We start from the raw sequence: 15,715 nt of genomic DNA, 5'->3' as shown, positions 1-15,715 counted from the left end.
AATGAACAGAAGGTTTCGGGGAGTATTCACATGACCGGCAATCGCCAAGCACAACGAGCCTTCGACGCCGGAATTCTCTCCCTGGGTCTGTCGATCGACGGCCAGGAATCTACCCGGGACACCGAGTACGCGAAACTGGCGTTCGGGCGGGCGACCGAATGGGATCCGGATTCGGCCGACGCGTGGCTCGGGCGGGCAGCGGCCGGTGAGACCACGCCCGAGGTGATCCGGAACCTGTACCGCACCGCGGGGGGCTCTCTGTTGCGCGAACAACGCCGCCTCGGTCTGCGCCCCCGCCAGCTGGCCGGACGATTCCTGCCCGGCCTCTACATCGATTACCCCTTGGCCAGCTACACCGAGGTCTGTCTCGCGCACGCGGCGCAATTGATCACCGAGCAGCAATACGACGAGGCGGAGCGGGTGCTCGATGCGCTCGCCGAGCACCGGGCGCAGCGCCCCGACGATCCGGATCGAGCCGTCGACGACCGGATCTGCGCCTACGTGCGCGGCGTCCTGCACTACAACACCCAGCGCTGGTCCGATGTGATGACCGTGCTGTCCGGCTCGGCCGAATGGGACGACCCGTATCTGGCGGCGGGCGCGCATGTGATGGTCGGCTCGGCATGTGCCCAACTCGGGCTGTTCGGCGAAGCGATCCGGCGTATGGAGCAGGCCGAAGTCGGCCCGATCCCGGGTGCGCGGACCGCAGCGATGTTCTGCCGCGGTCTGTGTCTGCGGGAGGCGGGCAAAGAGGACGACGCCCAGGCGTTGTTCGAACAGGTGTATTCGCAGTCGCCGGATTTCACCGCCAACACCGCGGCGATGCGGGACCGAACCTACCGAATCACGGTCACCACCAAGGAGCGCATCGATGCGCGCACCGATCGCTGGGACCCGGCCTCGGCGCCTTCGGAAGAGCAGCAGGCCGAAGAAGCCGCTGCCGATCGGGCCAAGATCGTGCTGGCGCAGGCGCGACAGGAACTGGACCGGCAGATCGGCCTGGATTCGGTGAAAACCCAGGTCGCGAAGCTGCAATCGTCGGCGCAGCTGGCCCGGATCCGGGCCGAGAAGGGCCTGGCCAGCACACCTCGCGGCCAGCATCTGGCCTTCACCGGGCCGCCGGGGACCGGCAAGACCACCATCGCCCGGATCGTGGCGAAGATCTATTGCGGCGTCGGGTTGCTCAAGACGGACAAGGTCGTGGAGGCCAGTCGGGCCGACTTCGTCGGCCAGCATCTCGGGTCGACCGCGCTCAAATCCGACAAACTGATCGACTCGGCGCTCGACGGTGTCCTGTTCGTCGACGAGGCGTACACGCTGATCCAGAGCGGCTTGTCCGGCGGCGATGCCTTCGGCCGGGAAGCGGTGGACACCCTGCTGGCCAGGATGGAGAACGACCGGGACCGCCTGGTGGTGATCATCGCGGGCTACGACGGCGAGATCGACCGCTTCCTCGCCGCCAACGACGGCCTGGCCTCCCGCTTCGCCAAACGCCTGCAGTTCCCCTCCTACACGGCTGAGGAGCTGGGCCGCATCGGCGAGGTGATCGCGAGCAAGCGCGATTCCCAGCTCTCCGAGGACGCCGCCGAACTCCTCGTCGAGGCGTGCCGGGTGCTCTACGCCAAGGAGAGCACCGACCAGAGCGGCCAGCCCCGCCGCGGCGTCGACCTGGCCGGTAACGGACGCTTCATCCGCAATGTGATCGAGGCGGCCGAGGAAGAACGGGAGTTCCGCCTGGCCAACGACGAGTCCGTCGACCTCACCGAGGCCGACGAGGAAACTCTCATGCGCATCGAAGCCGCCGACATGCGTATTGCCCTGGACAACCTGCTCACTACGCTCAACCTGCGCTGATCCGCGGCGCCGTCGTCAGCGCTGGGGCGCGGCTACGGCGTCGTGGCTGGTCAGGGCGTCGGCGCGGGACAGGGTGGCGCCGGGGACGAGCTGGCCGACAATCTCCCAGGGCGCCAGGCGGGGGGTACCCTCGAGGCCGAGGGCGGCGGCGGTTTCGGCATCGGGGATGCCGTGCCGGATGCCGCTGTCGGTGATGTAGAACAGGCTGCCGCGGCGGATACTGCCGGGCGTTATACCGGCGACCTGAACGAATTCGCCGGAGGCCGGGGACACGTACACCGAGTCGACGCGATCGCCCGTGCCGTCGGCGGTGGCCAATGCTACCGGCGCGACGTTCTCGGGGTGCGGCAGGCGGGTGCCCGCGATCAGGGTGACCGTCGCGCGGTCGGCGGGGCCGTCGGTGGCCGAGCGCAGGGCCGGATCGGTGCCGGGCTGCTTGGTCCAGGCCAGACAGGCCACGGGGGCGTCCTCGGCGGTGATGATCCGGGGGGTGTCGTGGGGGAATTCGCCGACAGGGAGCGGGTGGCGGATCGGAACCTGGTCCAGGGCGTCCGGCGGCACCTGGACGATGCCGGGCATGCCCTGGGAATCAGCGTTGCGGATGAGGGCGGCGGCGAATGGGCTCACCGGCTGCACCCCGTCGGCCAGCACCACATACAGCTCGGTGCCCTCGGCCACGCCTGACACCCCGATGATCCCGCCGACCGGCACCGCCTCGAGCGGCCCTGGACCGGGGTCGCCGGCGTTCGGGATCTGCGGTGCGCGCAGGGCCGGGACCTGCGTGGTGGCGCCGAGCAGACTGGGGCCGGCCGGGCGGGCACGGTGCGCGGCGAGATTGAGGGTGCGAGCGGTGGCCGAATCCGTCGGATCCAGTTCGGCGCGCTTGCCCGCCCAGATCAGGTAGGCGCGGTCGGCCTCGCGCACCAGGAATGCCTCGTCGTCGGCGATGGTCCTGGCGCCCGTCCCGAGCTCGGGACTTCCGGCCAGGATCGACGTGGTGACCCCGGTCGCCCCGACCGCGCTGCCGGTGATCGACAACCGCACCGACTCACAGACCGTCCAGGCCGACCGGTCGCCCTGATGCGACCCGGGCAGTGCGCCCGGCGCACCGGGAATGCCGAGCAGCGGACCGCGCGAGAACGAGTTCAGCTTGCTGTCCTTCACCGACTCCGGCGACTCGTTGCTGCCGGTGACCAGCCGCGCCGAGGCCAGATTGAGCACCGGGTGCAGTCGGTCGTCCCCGTCGCCGCCCGGGACCACCACGTACAGCGCGCCGCTGTCCTTGCCGACCACGATCCTCGCGTCCCCGACGGCCCCCTGTGGACGGAAGAACGACAGGATCGCCGCGCCCGCCACCACCAGCAGCCCCAGGATCGCGCCCACGATCAGCGAACGAAGCTGCGAGCGCATCGGATCGTGCAGCATGCGCACATCACGACGAATGAGCGCGTGATCGAGCCGCCGCAGCAGGAACCGATATCCATTGACCTGGGCTCGGGTGGTCAGCTGCGCCGGCATCCATCCTCCGAGAGAAATTCACGAAAATGGCGTATTCGGACGCGATTCGCCGGACGCCTCGTATTCCGCCGACACTGTACCGTAATCATGGATAGTTTCTGGAAAGAGCATGATTTGCGCAGCGCGATCAGGGTGGACAAAAGTGAACGAATGGCGAAGCGAAATCGGCGCTTCGGTTAATTCCATCGAAAACCAACAGGAAAGCGTCAGGGAATCGGCGACGAGTTCGACCGACCGGGTCCTGCGCGATCCGGAGTTCTGGCTGTTCCGTTGGCTGCCGCTGCGCTGGGTGCTGCCGACCTTGCTGTTGGCCGCGGTGATCGCCTGGTGTGTGACCGCGGCAGGCGCCCACCCCGTGGTCGCGCCGATCCTGGCCGCCCTGACCACTCTGGCGTTGCTCACACCGTGGCGGCGCGGCGAACCACGCTCGGCGGCAGCCTGGCTGGCCCGTGAGCTCGGATTCCGTTGGCGCCGCAGCGATGACCGGCTCGGCGGCAACTCCGAACCGTTCGACGTGGCCCTTCCCGAGGGCGGCAGCTACGGAATGCGCTGGGACGACGACCGACTCATCACGGTGTTGCGCATCGATCCCCCGCCGGACGCGCTCACGTTGCTGCGCCGCGGCGCGCTGACCACCGACCAGATGCTGCCGCTCACCGAGATCGCGGGCTGTCTCGAACAATTCGACATCACGCTGGCCTCGATCGATGTGATCAGCACCGGCTCGCGCACCGCGGGCGACAGTCCGGTGGCCCGGATCTACGACCAGATCGTCGGCCCCCTGCCCGCCATCGCCGACCGCACCGTCTGGCTGGTGCTGCGCCTGGATCCGCTGGCCAATGCCGAGGCGGTGGACAGCCGTGGCGGCGGTACCACCGGGGTGCTGCGCTCGGCGCTCATCGCGACGCGGCGCGTGGCCAACCGGCTGGCCGCCCGCGACATCACCGTCTCGGTGCTGACCGCAGGCGAGATCAACAGCGCGACACGCCAACTCACCCATGGTCTGGCGCTGGAGGAATTCGAGGAGACCCCGCGGAGCCTGGTCGGGCACGGGATGCACCTCACCAGTTACGAGGTGGGTGCCGATCTGATCGGCCCGCGCGGTTTCGCCGCCATCTGGGCGACGCCGGCCCTGGCCACCACGCTCACCCTGCGGCTGCGCGGGCACCTCGGGCCGCGCACCCGACCCGGCGCCGAATCGGGTGCCATCGTGCTGGACGCGGTGGTCCGCTTCGACACCGCCACCGCCCCCGGCGAACCGCCGTTGCCCGGCCTGCGCCAGCTCACCGGCCGTCAGCTGCCCACCCTGCTCGACAGTGTGCCGATCGATGCTCGCACCCGGCGCGTGGACAACGGCCAGCGCGGTCCCCGCGCCGCGCTGACCGAGATCGTGGTGCCGACCGCCGGATGCGGGCAGCTCATCGGCGCCGACGACGCCGGGCAGGGCCTCGCGGTGCCGCTGGTCGGCGACGGGACCCGGCATCTGGAAGTGGTGGGCAAGCTGGACCTCGCCCAGCAGGTGCTGTTGCGCGCCATCGCGCTAGGGGCCCGGGTGATCGTGCACACCGATCGCCCCGAGGCCTGGCATTCGATGGTGGCGAATCTGAACACCCCGCACCTGCTCTCGCTGGCGCCGCGCTATTCCGGTACTGGCAATCCGGCGCCCACCGCGCCACCGCCGGGTCTGCGCAGGCCGCTGTCGACGGTGATCGTCTACGACGGGATCACCCCGGCCGCGCCCAGCGGCGGCGCGACCGTGGTGCACGTGCGGTCGCCGGACCAGCAGGGCGGCTATGTCGCCGCTGATGTGGTGCTGGAGCAGGACGACACCTCGCCCAATGCCATCACGGTACGCACCGCCACCGCCACCGCCACCGTGCGCATGGTGACCACGCCCGAGGAAATGCGCTACATCGGGGAATCACTCGCCGCAGCCCGCTGAGACGACGAAAACGGCGTACTCGGACGGTGATCCGAGTACGCCGTTCGCTACGGTGCGGGTCAGCCGATCTCGGCGAAGCCGTCACCGACCTTGCCGTCGGTGCCGAGCGCCTCACCGAGCGCGTTCTCGACGGCGGCGGCGATGGCGTTGAGCAGCTGCTGGGTGTCCTCGATCGCGTCGTTCCACTCGGTGTGGATCTTCACGAATTCACCCTTGGCGTCGGTGTCCCACGCGGTGTCGATCGACGTGGCGGCGTCCTGCACGGCGGCGCTCTGCGAGATCAGGTCGTCGCGGTAGCCCTCCAGATTGTCGAACAGGGCCTCCATCGCGGCCTTGCCGTATTCCATGGTCATGGCAATCCTCTCTTCGGAAAAGTGTGCGTGACAGCGCCGGTCAGAGGCTGGTCAGGCCGCCGCCACCCGAACCGCCCTGCAGACGCGCGAAGTCGTCCCGGGCGCCCTGGTCCATCGCCAGGTAGGCGTTGTTGCCCGACTCCACCTGCTGCTGCATCTGGTCGAGGATGCCGTTGAGCTGGGTGGCCTCCTCCTCCCAGTCGACGGCGGCCGTCTCGAAGGCACCCTGGGCATCGCCCTTCCACTTGGCCTTGACATCCTGCACCTCGCCGTTGATGGCGTTGATGGTCTTACGGATGGCGCCGATGGCCTCGTACATTTCGTTCGCGGCCGCCGCGGCCGCTACGTCGTCGACATTCACGTCACCGGTTCCGGTGGTCATGGTGAGTCCTTTCTGATAACAGTCGGTGTGGGGGTTGGTGGCGGCGCCGGGTCGCGCCGCCCTGGTCTCACTGCGGCAGCCACCTTCCTCCGGGCAGGAGCTCGATCAGGGCCGAGATCGCCTGCGCGATCCGGTGATCGGTGCCCGGGGTGACCGTCGACCAGATCCGCAGATCCGGCGCCCGCCCGGGAGCTGCCACGATCCGACCCGCCGCGGTGTCATACACCGCGACGGCGCCGGTGGCTCGCTCGGTCGCACCGCCCTCGTGGTGACAGGCCACGATTTCGGCGTAGGTGTGGCAGTCGCCCAACGCCAGCCCGTAGCGGGTGGCGTCGGTGGCCGCGACACCGAGGTGGTAGACGGCGTCGGCATAGTCGGCCGCGTTCTCGGCCGCGTCGAAGCGCTCGGCCAGGTCGGTGGCCGGGGCGCTGAAAGCCGCCACGTCGGCGGCGGCGAGTGGGCCGAGCTGCGCGAGAATCGGCCGGGCCAGCGATTGCCCGCTCCCGTCCACCCAGATCGGCTCGATCACGTAGCTGTCACCGGTGCGCACGGCCAGCGCGTGCGCCTCACCGCGCCGAGCCAGGCAGATCCGCACCGGGGCGCCGCCGCGGAAGATCCGCGCGACCAGTTCCCGGTCGGGCTGACTCAGGGTCAGCAGGGCGCCCACCAGTTCCGTGTTCGCAACCTCGTCACCGTCGAGGATCCCGGTGCCGGTCAGTTCGGCTTCCGCCGCGCGGCGGGCCGCCTGCCAGTCGGCGAGGGTTTCCTGGGTGGGGCGTACCGCCAGCACCAACGGCAGGGTCTGGACTCGCAGTCGCTCGGCGACCGCGAGCAGGCCGTCATTGGTCAGCACGGTCATCGCTGCCCGCCCACTCGATGTCTCGGGCGCACACCGGCGTGCCACGTGATCATCGGTCACCGTCCGACCCGGTACGCTCCGTTGCCGATTCGGGCACGATGGGGGCGTCCGGCACGCCGAGGACCGCGGGCGCGGCGAGGATTCCGATGTGGTCGTCCGGTGCGGTGGTCGGCTCCACGGCGACGCCCGCCCTCGGGGTGTGTTCTTCCTCGGCGCCGGCCGCCGCGGCGCCCATCGCGCCGGGCGCCATCGGCAGATGTCCCGACGACACCGGAACCGGATTCGACGTGCCCACGGTCGCGGTGGTGGTGACCGCGGAGCCGCCCTGGACATGCACCGGGGTGTGGTAAGCCGTGCGCATGGTCGGCAACGAGGTGATGCCCCGCAGGACCGGCCCCATCGGACCGACCATCGGGGTATGGGCGGCGGCGCTCGCCCGCTCAGCGGCCAGCGGGGCGGGCGGCGCGATGACCGGTGCCTGCTCGGCGGGCCACGGCTGTGCCAACGGTTCGGTGGCCGACTCGTATCCGCGCATGACCCGGGAAGCGGCGGCGTGGGCGATGTCGCCCTTGGCGTCGTTGTCGGCGCCGACGCCGCGCACCGGCGCTCCCAGCAGTGCGCCGACCTGTTCGATGGTGTCCTGCACCGCCCGGATGGCCGCTATCTCACCGTGGTTGGGCATCGCCAGTCGGGCGACTTCGTAAGCCGCGGCCTGGGTTTCGGCTCGGGCCGCGTTGGCCGCGGCCACGGCGGCCATCTCGGTCAGCCACGCCTGCAGGCCCTCGATCTTCGCGAGCACGGCGCTCGAACCCGCCGAGTTCCAGGCGGCGCGCAGCCCATCGAGGGTCTGCTGGTACTCCAGCGCGATACTGCCCAGTTCCACGGCGAGCCTGGCCCAGCCGGCGCCCGCTGCGGCCAGCGGCGCCGCGCCGGGTCCCTCGGTCAGGTCCCCGGCCAGTTTTTCCGGCGGCCGTGCTTCCCAGACGACGCCGGTGAAACCTTCCTGCGGCGGTTCGATCATCGCAACGCCGTACTCACTTCGGTGAACTCGCCCGCGTTGTCGCTGTCCATCCGGTCGAACCGGTGCACCTGGCCGCGCACGGCCGCAGCCAGTTTGCGCAGTTCCTCGATGCCGCCGGCCAAGCTCGCCGTGTAGGCGGTTCCCACCTCCGACATGGTGTGGGCCGCACGCACCGACACCTCGTCCGTTCCGGCGGGCGACACAGCGAGGACGTCGCGCTCCCTGCCGAGGGCAGCGTCGAGACGGTCGGCCAGACCGTCGAGCTGCCCGGCCGAACCGGCCGCGGTCGGGCCGTCGAAGTACACACCGTCGAAATCGCTCATGACAATTCCTGTTCCTCGTATGCCTGCTGTGCGCGGATCACCCCGGGTTACAGGGTGAGTTCCTTGTCCGGAGGCGGGGCGGCGTTCGGCTCGGCGGCCGCGGCGCCGACGACCGGGGTGGCGACGGCATCGATGTCGCCGACCACCTCGTCGCCGTAGTCGGTGACCAAATGGGTGCGCGTCGCGTCGTCGATGGACTCGCCCGCGCGTCCGGCCGCGGCGCCCGCACCGGCCCCCATCGGCATCATGCCGCCGCCCATGCCCATGCCGCGGCCCGCGGCGCCCGTCGCGTGCTCGCCGGGCGTTCCCGGCGCGGCGAAACCTGAGGTCGAGGGACCGACGACGCCCGCGGCCCGCGTACCGGGCCACGGATTCAGCGCGGCGGCCGCCCGGCCCACCGCGGCACCGGCGCCGCCGACGCCGCCACCGGCGAATCCGCCGCCCGCCGCGACCGCGCCGGGCGAGTCTGCTCGGTCGGTCTCGGCTTCGGTCGCCGCGGTCAGCGTGGCATGGTGCTCGGCGAGTTTCGTCGCGGTCTGCACGCCGGTCGTGGCGAGCCCCATCAATGGCTGCAGCAACCCGAGCAACTGGCTGAGCTGGTCGGCGACATCCATCCCGGTGGGGGCGCCCGGCACCGGTACCTTCTCCCCCGCCGTGGTCACCGAGGCGCCCTGCACGGCCAGTTCGGACCGCGTCTTGGCGACGACCGCGCTGCCCTCGGCGACCGTCTCCACGGTGTTCGCGATCAGGAAGGCTTGGCCGGGCGGTGTCGCGAGAAAGGGTGCGGTGGCAGCCGTTGTCGCCAGGTACTTGCTGATGATCGCGGCCAGCTGGAGCTTGCCGGTGCCGACCGAGACCAGCGCGCCGGTGTTGATCGAGTTCATGGCGGTGGCCTGGCTGCCGATCGCCGCGGTAGGTGCCACGGTCTGGGCCGCCTTGTCGGTGGCCGAGTCCGCGCCCGCGCCCTGCCACATCGACATCGCCATCTGCAGCGCCGAGCTACCCAGGCTGAGCACGCTCTCGAGGGTGCTGCTCACCAGGGACAGCACCTGACTCGGATCCACCGCCGCCTCGGTGGGCGCGGCGGCGGGATCACCCGTCGACTCGGCCGGTGCCGTCGGCGCGATCTGCCCGGTGCCGAACGCCGAGGCCAGGTCGGTGAGCGGTTGCATCAGCGCCGCCAGATCCAGCATCGGCAGCGGCGGAAAGTCCGGCAGCGGCGGGAATTCCGGGATCTGCGGCAGCGGCGGGAGGCCGAGCTGATCCAGAATGCCGCTCACCGGCAGGTCGAGCAGCGGTGCCAGCGCACTGCCCTGCAACAGATCGAGAACGGTCGGATCGGGTTCCACCGCGCCGGGCGCGGGAGCGGGCTCGGTCACGGTCGTGCGGTGCCCGCCGATAGTCCGAGCGCCCGGAACGTGCCCGCCGAGCCCTCATCGGTGGCCTCGTAGGCTCCAGCCGCCTGGTACGAGGTCACCGCGGTCATGGCGTGCACGGTGGCCAGCTCGGCGACCGAGGCGAGATGGTTGGCCTGCGCGTAGGCGTAGGCGAGCAGGTATTCCTGGCCGATCAGACCGAACGCGGGTGCCATCGCCGCCATGGTGGCGCCCTGGTTGACCGCCCCCGCCGTCGCGACCTGCTGCGCCATGCTTGCCGCGGAGTCGCCGTATCGGCGGATCGCGTCGGGTGTCGCTACAACGTCGTTCATAGTGCTCCCCGGACCGCTAGGCGGCCTCATTTCCGTCGGAACCGATGCCTGAAAAGCTAGCTACCGCAACGAACTTCACGGTGAACAGCAAGTGTCTACGCGGTGATCTCCTCGTTGAAGGCGGTGACCAACACGCCTCGGCGCTCGAACGCCGAGCGCGCGGCCGCCGTGGTCGTGCGCACCAGCACCCGCTCGAACTGTTCGGCAGTCAGCCGAGAGATTCCCGATGACAGCCGCAGGTCGACCAGGGCGCCGTTACCGTCCACTTCGGCAGTCACCGTCCCGTCGTCGGAGGTCTCCCGACCCCGGACCGCGGCGAGTTCCTCGGCGAAGTCCCGCATGCGGTACAGCCGGTTACGGACTCGTTCTTCCAGCTCATCCATGGAATCGACCATGTGTCAGGCCCTTTCGTCACGTGCTCACACCGAACGCAGCCAGCTCTGCGGTTCGTTCTCGTACTCGGCTTCCTCGGCGTACTCCTGTCGCGCCACGTCCTCCCTGGTGGGCAGGCCCATCCGGGCGAGCACCGCACTGTCGACACCGGCGGCTTCGAACTCGGCGCGACGCTGCAGTGCCGCCCGGGTCGCGGACCGGCGGCACAGACGCAAGATCTCCCCCGCGAGTTGATCGGGATCGCCGCGCAATTCCCCGGTGTCGACCGAAATACCCAGCGGCAAACCTTGTTCGGTGGTTCGGACCGTGATCGTGCCGGTGCGCGATGTCGCGGTGAATTGTTTCGGCTGCGGGTTCGTCATGGGTGCCTCATACACGTTCGTCCTTGATGACCCGGACCACTTCCGCGATCCGGGAATTGATGAGCGATACCAAGCGATTCCGATCAGCGGCCAGTGCTGAGGGCGGTGCGCCCTCGGTGATCACGTAGCGGCCGTCGTCGGTGAGATCCCGCCACTCCAGACGATGCCTGGTGCGCCCGCGCGGGCCGTAGACCGAACGTTCCTGGATGATGTCGATGACGCCGATCCGGGTGGTCGCAGCGGTCCGAAAGTCGCGGGCCTGCTCGATCGGTGACCCGAGGAAGGAGTCCTGGACCAGCGAGCCGATGTGGGAATAGTCCAGTTCCGCGGCATCATGGGCCTGCGGCAGTGGCAGATCGCCCCGCGAGCCGGCGGGCATTTCGCCCAGCGCCGCGGCTACTCGGGGGCCCAGATCGATGGCGGCGCATTCTCGGACGACGAACCCGTCGGCATGGTGCATCGTGCGGCCCGGACGCTGCTCGATCAGATAGCCCCGGTCGGCCCGGCGGGTGGCGAGCAGCCGGATGCTGCCCTTCGGGTCGCCGGGATTCTTGCCGTCGATGCCGAACACCTCGATCCGGATGTCGGGTCGATGTATGTCGGCGAGCGCGGTCCGGAACTCCGGATCCAGGGTGCGCCGGTGCCGTTCCCGGATCTCGATCTTGGCCTGGTCGTACTGGTCGACCGTCTTGATATCGGTGGTGAAGATCAGCGGGAACGGCAGGTGCGATTCTTTGAGTTCCTCCCACAGGACGGCGAATTCGAGATCCTCGAACGACCAGGTGCGGTTCACGATTCCTCCGCTCGACGCTGCCGATACCGTTCGGCGAAGCCGACCGCGTACACCGTCGGCGGGATCGAGGACGACGATCTCTCGATGACGCCGTCGTCGGCGATGTAGAAGATGGCGCGGCCCAGCAGGATCTCACCGGGCGCAACGGGCGCGTACACCATCCAGCCGACGCCGAGACGGTCTGCGACCAGGGCATCGAGGGGGTACCGACTGGTGTCGGCGCCGGACCCCTCGACTGCCGCACGTACCCGGGCGAGGGCGGTGTCGCGCGGCAACGGCGCCGATGTCGCGGCAACGCAACCAGCCAGACTCAGCTGGTACCAGGCACTGTCGAGATCGGGTTCGGCACCACCCACTGCCGAAGCGGCGATACCGAACGCGGCACCGAGCGTGTCGGGCAGCGTGATCCCGGTTTCCGCGGCGGCGACGAGATCGGCGAGGCGCCGGGTCCGGTCAGCGTCCGGTGCACCGGCGCCGGACTGCGCGGCCACCGCGGCCAGCACACCCACCACGGCATCCGAATCCCACACGGCGGGTAGGGCAGGCCGGAACCGTGACGCCGAGGGCGGCTCGCTCGCGGCCCAGGCCGCACCGTCCCACCAGAAGCAGAAGGACAGCTGGCCGCCGGCCACGCGGGGATTCAGTACCGGATCGGCCACCCAGTCCGGCGCGCCGGCCAGCAGGTCGGGCAGCGGGGCGCCCTCGTTGTAGGCCGCGTCGAGGATCGGGTCGTTCCAGACACCGCCGGACAGGACCGCGCGGTCGCCCGGCAGCAGGTACAGCGTGCTGCCACTGCGCCCGGCGCCCTCGAAGACACCCATCGAGGGCAGTACCCGCGGCCCCCGGGGTGAGCGGGCGGCCACGAAGCCGGCGGCCAGCACCGACCAGCGCGCCCACAGCAGCGGCAGCGGTGGCAACAGCTGGTCGTCGACCCGGTGTGCGGGGGCCGCCGCGACCCGCAACGCCGACTGCCCGGGTGGGCACAGCTGCCGTCCGCCGTGGCGCAGGTACGCGGCCAGCCACACCGGTAGCCGACTCCGAGGGAACTGCTCCAGGTCCAGCTCGTAGGCTTCGGGCGGGAACAGGAACTCGTCCGGGAAGGGCTGCTCACCGTAGTCGTAGTCGGCGGACGGTGCACTGCCGGAGCGGTGGCGGACCACCATCCGCCACCACGGACCATCCGCCAGTTCCGCGGACAACTCACGCAGCTCAGACACCCTCGCGGCCACCGCGGGCAGCAGCTCCAGCTGGATCGAACTGCCGTCGGCGCGCAGGCACAGCACTCGATTCGCCGCGGCGGCCACGGTGAGGGCGAAGACCGCTTCGATCTCCACCCAGTCGCCGGGAGCGTTCTCGCCGAGCTCGCGGCCGATCCGGTCCGCGAGCTCGGCCATCCGCTGCTCCGTGGGCACCTCCGGCTCGTCGGTCGCCGTGGCCAAGGTGAACCCGATGTCGGGCCGGTCGCCGTCGGCCCCGTTCTCCGATTCGGTGGTGCCGGTCGGTACTTCGCTCACTGGATCATCCCTCCACCACCGGCCTCACCACCACCGGCGCCTCGCCGATCGCCTCGTCGAGGTGCTCGGTGGAGTCCAGGTAGTCGGCCCGCTTGTGGTCCTTGTTCTGACCCTGCCCCTGCCCGGCACCGGCGCCGCCACCGCCCATCGGGCCCGGCGCACCGGGCATACCCGCCATCGGTCCCAACCCGGCACGGCCGGTGGCCATCCCGTCCGCGCTGATGGCGGCGCGCGGGAACAGCTTCGAGGCCTGGGAAGCATCCCGCGCCAGCGCCGCCTGGGGACCGCCACCCCCGCCGCCACCGCCACCGAGGCCCCCGCCCTTGGCGCCGGCCGCTTTGAGGGCGTCGGCGAGCTTGCTCGGCATGTTCTTGTCGGCGGCCAACCCGGTCGGGATCGCACCGGGGATACCGGCCATGTTCTCGGCGGACGACAGCGCGTCCTGGGCGGCCGAGAGCCCGTCCTGGGCCGCGGTCTGCAGCTGGCCCACCGCGTCCTGGGCGGCCTGCTGCGCGGCCTGCCGGGCCGCTTCCCGCTCGGCCAGCTCGCGCTGGGCCGCGGCTTGGCGCGCCCACTCCTCGGTATCGAAGCCCGCGCCGTTGCGCATCCCGCCAGTGCTGAGCCCGGTGAGCGCATCGGTGCCGAAACGGGCCTGGTCGGCAGTGTTCATGGCGTTCAGGAAGCCGTCCGACAGGCCGCCTCCCCCGCCACCGCCACCACCGGAAAAGGCGCTGGCGTCGACTCCGCCACCGCCACCGCCACCGCCGCCACCGCCGTTGTCGCCGCCGTTGTCACCCGGTCGGATCTTCGGATCGGGCAGGATCGGAATCGAGGCGTCGGTCGCCTCCATCCCCGGCTCGTACCAGGAACCGAAAGCCGAGCGGGCGGCGTTCACGGCGTTGTGCGCGGCCATCGCCATTTTCAGGTGATAGTCACTCTCGCCCGGTGTCTCCATGTACGCGCGCCGGGCAGGATCGTTGTTCAGTAGGTTCCAGGTCAGCTGATCGGTGCCGTCCTCGACGAAGCTTCCGCCACTGCGCAACAGCGCGGGCGAGAGGTACTCGTTGTCCAGCGCGGTGCGCAGCCCCGTTTGCAGCTCACGGGCCCACCCGGAGGTCATCGTCATGTTGTCCCCGGTCCGCTGCATCGCAGTGACGAGCGCCCCGGCCTGCTGGCGGTAGGCCTCGGTAGCACTCTCGGCGTCGTTGGCGCCCGCGCCCTTCCACAGCTCCTCCCGCTTCAGCCGGGACAGCTCGTTGCGCAGGTCCGCGAAGGCGCCCTCGATCCCCTCGGCGATCTTGGTCCACCGCTCGCCTTTCCAGGTGAGGTGAATCGCGGCCATCTCGTCGTAGATCTTCTGGAAGGTACTCAGATCCAGCGAACTCGCCGGCTCGATGGCAATCGACGGAGCCTGCACACCTTCCTCCGTCGCCGCCAGCGCGGCGAGCTCGGCGAATCGGTCGACTTCGTCGAGCCCCGGAAATTCCTTCGCGTCGCCGAAGCCAGGAGGTATCTCCTGGTGATCGGTGAGGGCGATGCTCGACCGGTCCTTGGCCTCGCCCTTGAGCCGGGTGAACTCGGCCTCGGAGTTGTCTTCGGTGCTCTGGTAGGACTTGTCGGCGGTCATCAACGTATCGGCCAGCGCGGCCAGGATGTCGAGATGCTTGCCGAGCCGATCGTCGAGATCGTCGGCCAGGTCGAGGTATTTGTCCCGCAGTTCCGAGGCCGAGTGCAGGGTGTCCTTGGGCATGCCATACGAATCACGGAGAAGCACTACGTAATCGCGCAGGAACTCGATGGCGTAGGCGGACTCGGCTGCCGCGGTCACGGCATCGCCGATGGCACCGTCCTCGAGCGTCAACGAGCCACTGCGTGCCTGCCCGGCCAGACCCTCCCAGGGGTTGTCGCCACCCATCGATCACACTCCCGATCCCGTTGTCATCCGTCCCGGTTCGCAGCACTCACGCTGGGCAAGGACCGCGAATCACAGAGGGCCGCAGCGAGTTTAGGGGGCGCAAGTGAACCGAACGTGTCGGCGGCGAGGCCGGTGGGCAAAGTTACGGACAGGCCCGAATTCACTCGTCGCGACCAGGTGCGGGCTGTGCGAAACGCCGTTCCAGGGCGGCGCGGCGGGCGGCGGCGTGGGAGCCGTCGAGCTGGGCCGCGAACTCGGTGCGGGCGGCCGCGACGAGCTCGGTGGGCACGTGCGGGTGGGCAGTGGCGATGGCCCACAGCGCCGCTTCGGTCTCCATGTCGATGCCGGTCTCGGAGTTCAGGCCACCGCCGGAGCACACCGAGGCCAGGGCGGCCTCGAAGTTGGCGACGAGCTCGGCTTGGGTGGGGCGGTCGAATCGCACCGATACTCCTAGGGTCGTTCTCGGCGGGCGGCCTGCTGGCGGGCCTTGATCTCGGCGATGTGGCGCTGCTGTTCGGCCCGTTCGGCTGCCGCGTTGGAGCCGTCGAGCTGGCCCGCGAAGGCGGCCTCGGCCGCCGCGATCAGGTCTTCGGTGGCGTGGGGGTGGGCACGGGTCACCGCTCGCAGCGCGGTGCTGGTCATCAGGTCGAGGCCGGTCGCGGAGCGCAGGCCGCGACCGGCCAGCGCGTCGTCCAGACCCATGGCGAAGTTGCGCCGCAGCTCGGCTTCGTCGGGATGGTCGGTCCGCACGCTCTGCTCCTCGTGGCCGTCGGGGTGA

17 protein-coding genes are annotated in these 15,715 nt (G+C 70.1%); 2 read left to right on the top strand and 15 right to left on the bottom strand.

The features are described 5' to 3' along the window. Positions 1 to 30: 30 nt before the first annotated feature. Positions 31 to 1,854: a type VII secretion AAA-ATPase EccA gene (gene eccA / locus BOX37_RS04060; protein WP_071926457.1), complete on the top strand. Its 1,824-nt coding sequence runs from the start codon at positions 31 to 33 to the stop codon at positions 1,852 to 1,854. A 15-nt stretch (positions 1,855 to 1,869) separates the two neighbouring features. On the opposite strand, the gene eccB is transcribed toward eccA, so the two are convergent. Next, entirely contained in the window at positions 1,870 to 3,372 is a 1,503-nt protein-coding gene (gene eccB / locus BOX37_RS04055) for a type VII secretion protein EccB (RefSeq protein ID WP_071926456.1), read from the bottom strand. A 142-nt stretch (positions 3,373 to 3,514) separates the two neighbouring features. Here eccB and eccE point away from each other — a divergent pair, with 142 nt between their 5' ends. Further along, positions 3,515 to 5,314, top strand: coding sequence for a type VII secretion protein EccE (gene eccE / locus BOX37_RS04050; protein ID WP_240505202.1), 1,800 nt, complete (start codon positions 3,515 to 3,517; stop codon positions 5,312 to 5,314). Positions 5,315 to 5,373: 59 nt separating this feature from the next. On the opposite strand, the gene BOX37_RS04045 is transcribed toward eccE, so the two are convergent. The 14 genes from BOX37_RS04045 to BOX37_RS03980 form a co-directional block, all read right to left on the bottom strand. Next, positions 5,374 to 5,667 carry a WXG100 family type VII secretion target gene (locus BOX37_RS04045; protein ID WP_071926454.1) on the bottom strand — a complete coding sequence of 98 codons (294 nt, stop codon included), beginning with the start codon at positions 5,665 to 5,667 and terminating at the stop codon, positions 5,374 to 5,376. A 40-nt stretch (positions 5,668 to 5,707) separates the two neighbouring features. After that, positions 5,708 to 6,049 carry a WXG100 family type VII secretion target gene (locus BOX37_RS04040; RefSeq protein ID WP_071926453.1) on the bottom strand — a complete coding sequence of 114 codons (342 nt, stop codon included), beginning with the start codon at positions 6,047 to 6,049 and terminating at the stop codon, positions 5,708 to 5,710. Between the two features lie 67 nt (positions 6,050 to 6,116). After that, the gene (locus BOX37_RS04035; RefSeq protein ID WP_071926452.1) at positions 6,117 to 6,908 is read right to left on the bottom strand and encodes an ESX secretion-associated protein EspG; all 792 of its coding nucleotides are present in this window, start codon (positions 6,906 to 6,908) and stop codon (positions 6,117 to 6,119) included. A gap of 49 nt (positions 6,909 to 6,957) precedes the next feature. Then, a complete protein-coding gene (locus tag BOX37_RS04030) occupies positions 6,958 to 7,929 on the bottom strand; it encodes a PPE domain-containing protein (RefSeq protein ID WP_071926451.1) in 972 nt (323 codons plus the stop codon). After that, positions 7,926 to 8,252 carry a PE family protein gene (locus BOX37_RS04025; protein WP_156910256.1) on the bottom strand — a complete coding sequence of 109 codons (327 nt, stop codon included), beginning with the start codon at positions 8,250 to 8,252 and terminating at the stop codon, positions 7,926 to 7,928. The genes BOX37_RS04030 and BOX37_RS04025 overlap by 4 nt, the downstream gene beginning before the upstream one ends. A gap of 47 nt (positions 8,253 to 8,299) precedes the next feature. Continuing rightward, positions 8,300 to 9,631: a hypothetical protein gene (locus BOX37_RS04020; protein WP_240505201.1), complete on the bottom strand. Its 1,332-nt coding sequence runs from the start codon at positions 9,629 to 9,631 to the stop codon at positions 8,300 to 8,302. Beyond that, positions 9,628 to 9,960: a type VII secretion target gene (locus tag BOX37_RS04015; RefSeq protein WP_071926450.1), complete on the bottom strand. Its 333-nt coding sequence runs from the start codon at positions 9,958 to 9,960 to the stop codon at positions 9,628 to 9,630. Before BOX37_RS04015 ends, BOX37_RS04020 begins: the two co-directional genes overlap by 4 nt. Positions 9,961 to 10,055: 95 nt before the next feature. Then, positions 10,056 to 10,343 carry a YbaB/EbfC family nucleoid-associated protein gene (locus BOX37_RS04010; protein ID WP_240505200.1) on the bottom strand — a complete coding sequence of 96 codons (288 nt, stop codon included), beginning with the start codon at positions 10,341 to 10,343 and terminating at the stop codon, positions 10,056 to 10,058. Between the two features lie 36 nt (positions 10,344 to 10,379). Then, complete coding sequence (locus tag BOX37_RS04005; protein WP_071926448.1) at positions 10,380 to 10,715, bottom strand: hypothetical protein; 336 nt, start codon at positions 10,713 to 10,715, stop codon at positions 10,380 to 10,382. A gap of 7 nt (positions 10,716 to 10,722) precedes the next feature. Then, entirely contained in the window at positions 10,723 to 11,508 is a 786-nt protein-coding gene (locus BOX37_RS04000; protein ID WP_071926447.1) for an ESX secretion-associated protein EspG, read from the bottom strand. Continuing rightward, positions 11,505 to 13,022 carry a hypothetical protein gene (locus BOX37_RS03995; protein ID WP_071926446.1) on the bottom strand — a complete coding sequence of 506 codons (1,518 nt, stop codon included), beginning with the start codon at positions 13,020 to 13,022 and terminating at the stop codon, positions 11,505 to 11,507. The genes BOX37_RS04000 and BOX37_RS03995 overlap by 4 nt, the downstream gene beginning before the upstream one ends. 4 nt (positions 13,023 to 13,026) lie before the next feature. Then, on the bottom strand, positions 13,027 to 14,937 hold the full coding sequence (locus tag BOX37_RS03990) for a hypothetical protein (protein WP_071926445.1): 1,911 nt from the start codon (positions 14,935 to 14,937) through the stop codon (positions 13,027 to 13,029). Positions 14,938 to 15,097: 160 nt separating this feature from the next. After that, entirely contained in the window at positions 15,098 to 15,379 is a 282-nt protein-coding gene (locus BOX37_RS03985; RefSeq protein WP_206045765.1) for a hypothetical protein, read from the bottom strand. An 8-nt stretch (positions 15,380 to 15,387) separates the two neighbouring features. After that, positions 15,388 to 15,687, bottom strand: coding sequence for a hypothetical protein (locus BOX37_RS03980; protein WP_084759407.1), 300 nt, complete (start codon positions 15,685 to 15,687; stop codon positions 15,388 to 15,390). Positions 15,688 to 15,715 lie beyond the last annotated feature (28 nt).

It is taken from the genome of Nocardia mangyaensis (assembly GCF_001886715.1).
In the GTDB taxonomy this organism is placed as follows: domain Bacteria; phylum Actinomycetota; class Actinomycetes; order Mycobacteriales; family Mycobacteriaceae; genus Nocardia; species Nocardia mangyaensis.
Note: the sequence above shows the minus strand (reverse complement) of the source record. Positions and strands in the feature narration are given on the sequence as shown.

Bases quoted from the DNA above. Each gene is read 5' to 3' on its own strand.
- BOX37_RS04010 (WP_240505200.1), bottom strand. From the start codon at position 10,343: ATGGATGAGCTGGAAGAACGAGTCCGTAACCGGCTGTACCGCATGCGG.
- BOX37_RS04005 (WP_071926448.1), bottom strand. From the start codon at position 10,715: ATGACGAACCCGCAGCCGAAACAATTCACCGCGACATCGCGCACCGGC.
- BOX37_RS04015 (WP_071926450.1), bottom strand. From the start codon at position 9,960: ATGAACGACGTTGTAGCGACACCCGACGCGATCCGCCGATACGGCGAC.
- eccA (WP_071926457.1), top strand. From the start codon at position 31: ATGACCGGCAATCGCCAAGCACAACGAGCCTTCGACGCCGGAATTCTC.
- BOX37_RS04035 (WP_071926452.1), bottom strand. From the start codon at position 6,908: ATGACCGTGCTGACCAATGACGGCCTGCTCGCGGTCGCCGAGCGACTG.
- eccB (WP_071926456.1), bottom strand. From the start codon at position 3,372: ATGCCGGCGCAGCTGACCACCCGAGCCCAGGTCAATGGATATCGGTTC.
- BOX37_RS04030 (WP_071926451.1), bottom strand. From the start codon at position 7,929: ATGATCGAACCGCCGCAGGAAGGTTTCACCGGCGTCGTCTGGGAAGCA.
- BOX37_RS04040 (WP_071926453.1), bottom strand. From the start codon at position 6,049: ATGACCACCGGAACCGGTGACGTGAATGTCGACGACGTAGCGGCCGCG.
- BOX37_RS04045 (WP_071926454.1), bottom strand. From the start codon at position 5,667: ATGACCATGGAATACGGCAAGGCCGCGATGGAGGCCCTGTTCGACAAT.
- BOX37_RS03990 (WP_071926445.1), bottom strand. From the start codon at position 14,937: ATGGGTGGCGACAACCCCTGGGAGGGTCTGGCCGGGCAGGCACGCAGT.
- BOX37_RS04025 (WP_156910256.1), bottom strand. From the start codon at position 8,252: ATGAGCGATTTCGACGGTGTGTACTTCGACGGCCCGACCGCGGCCGGT.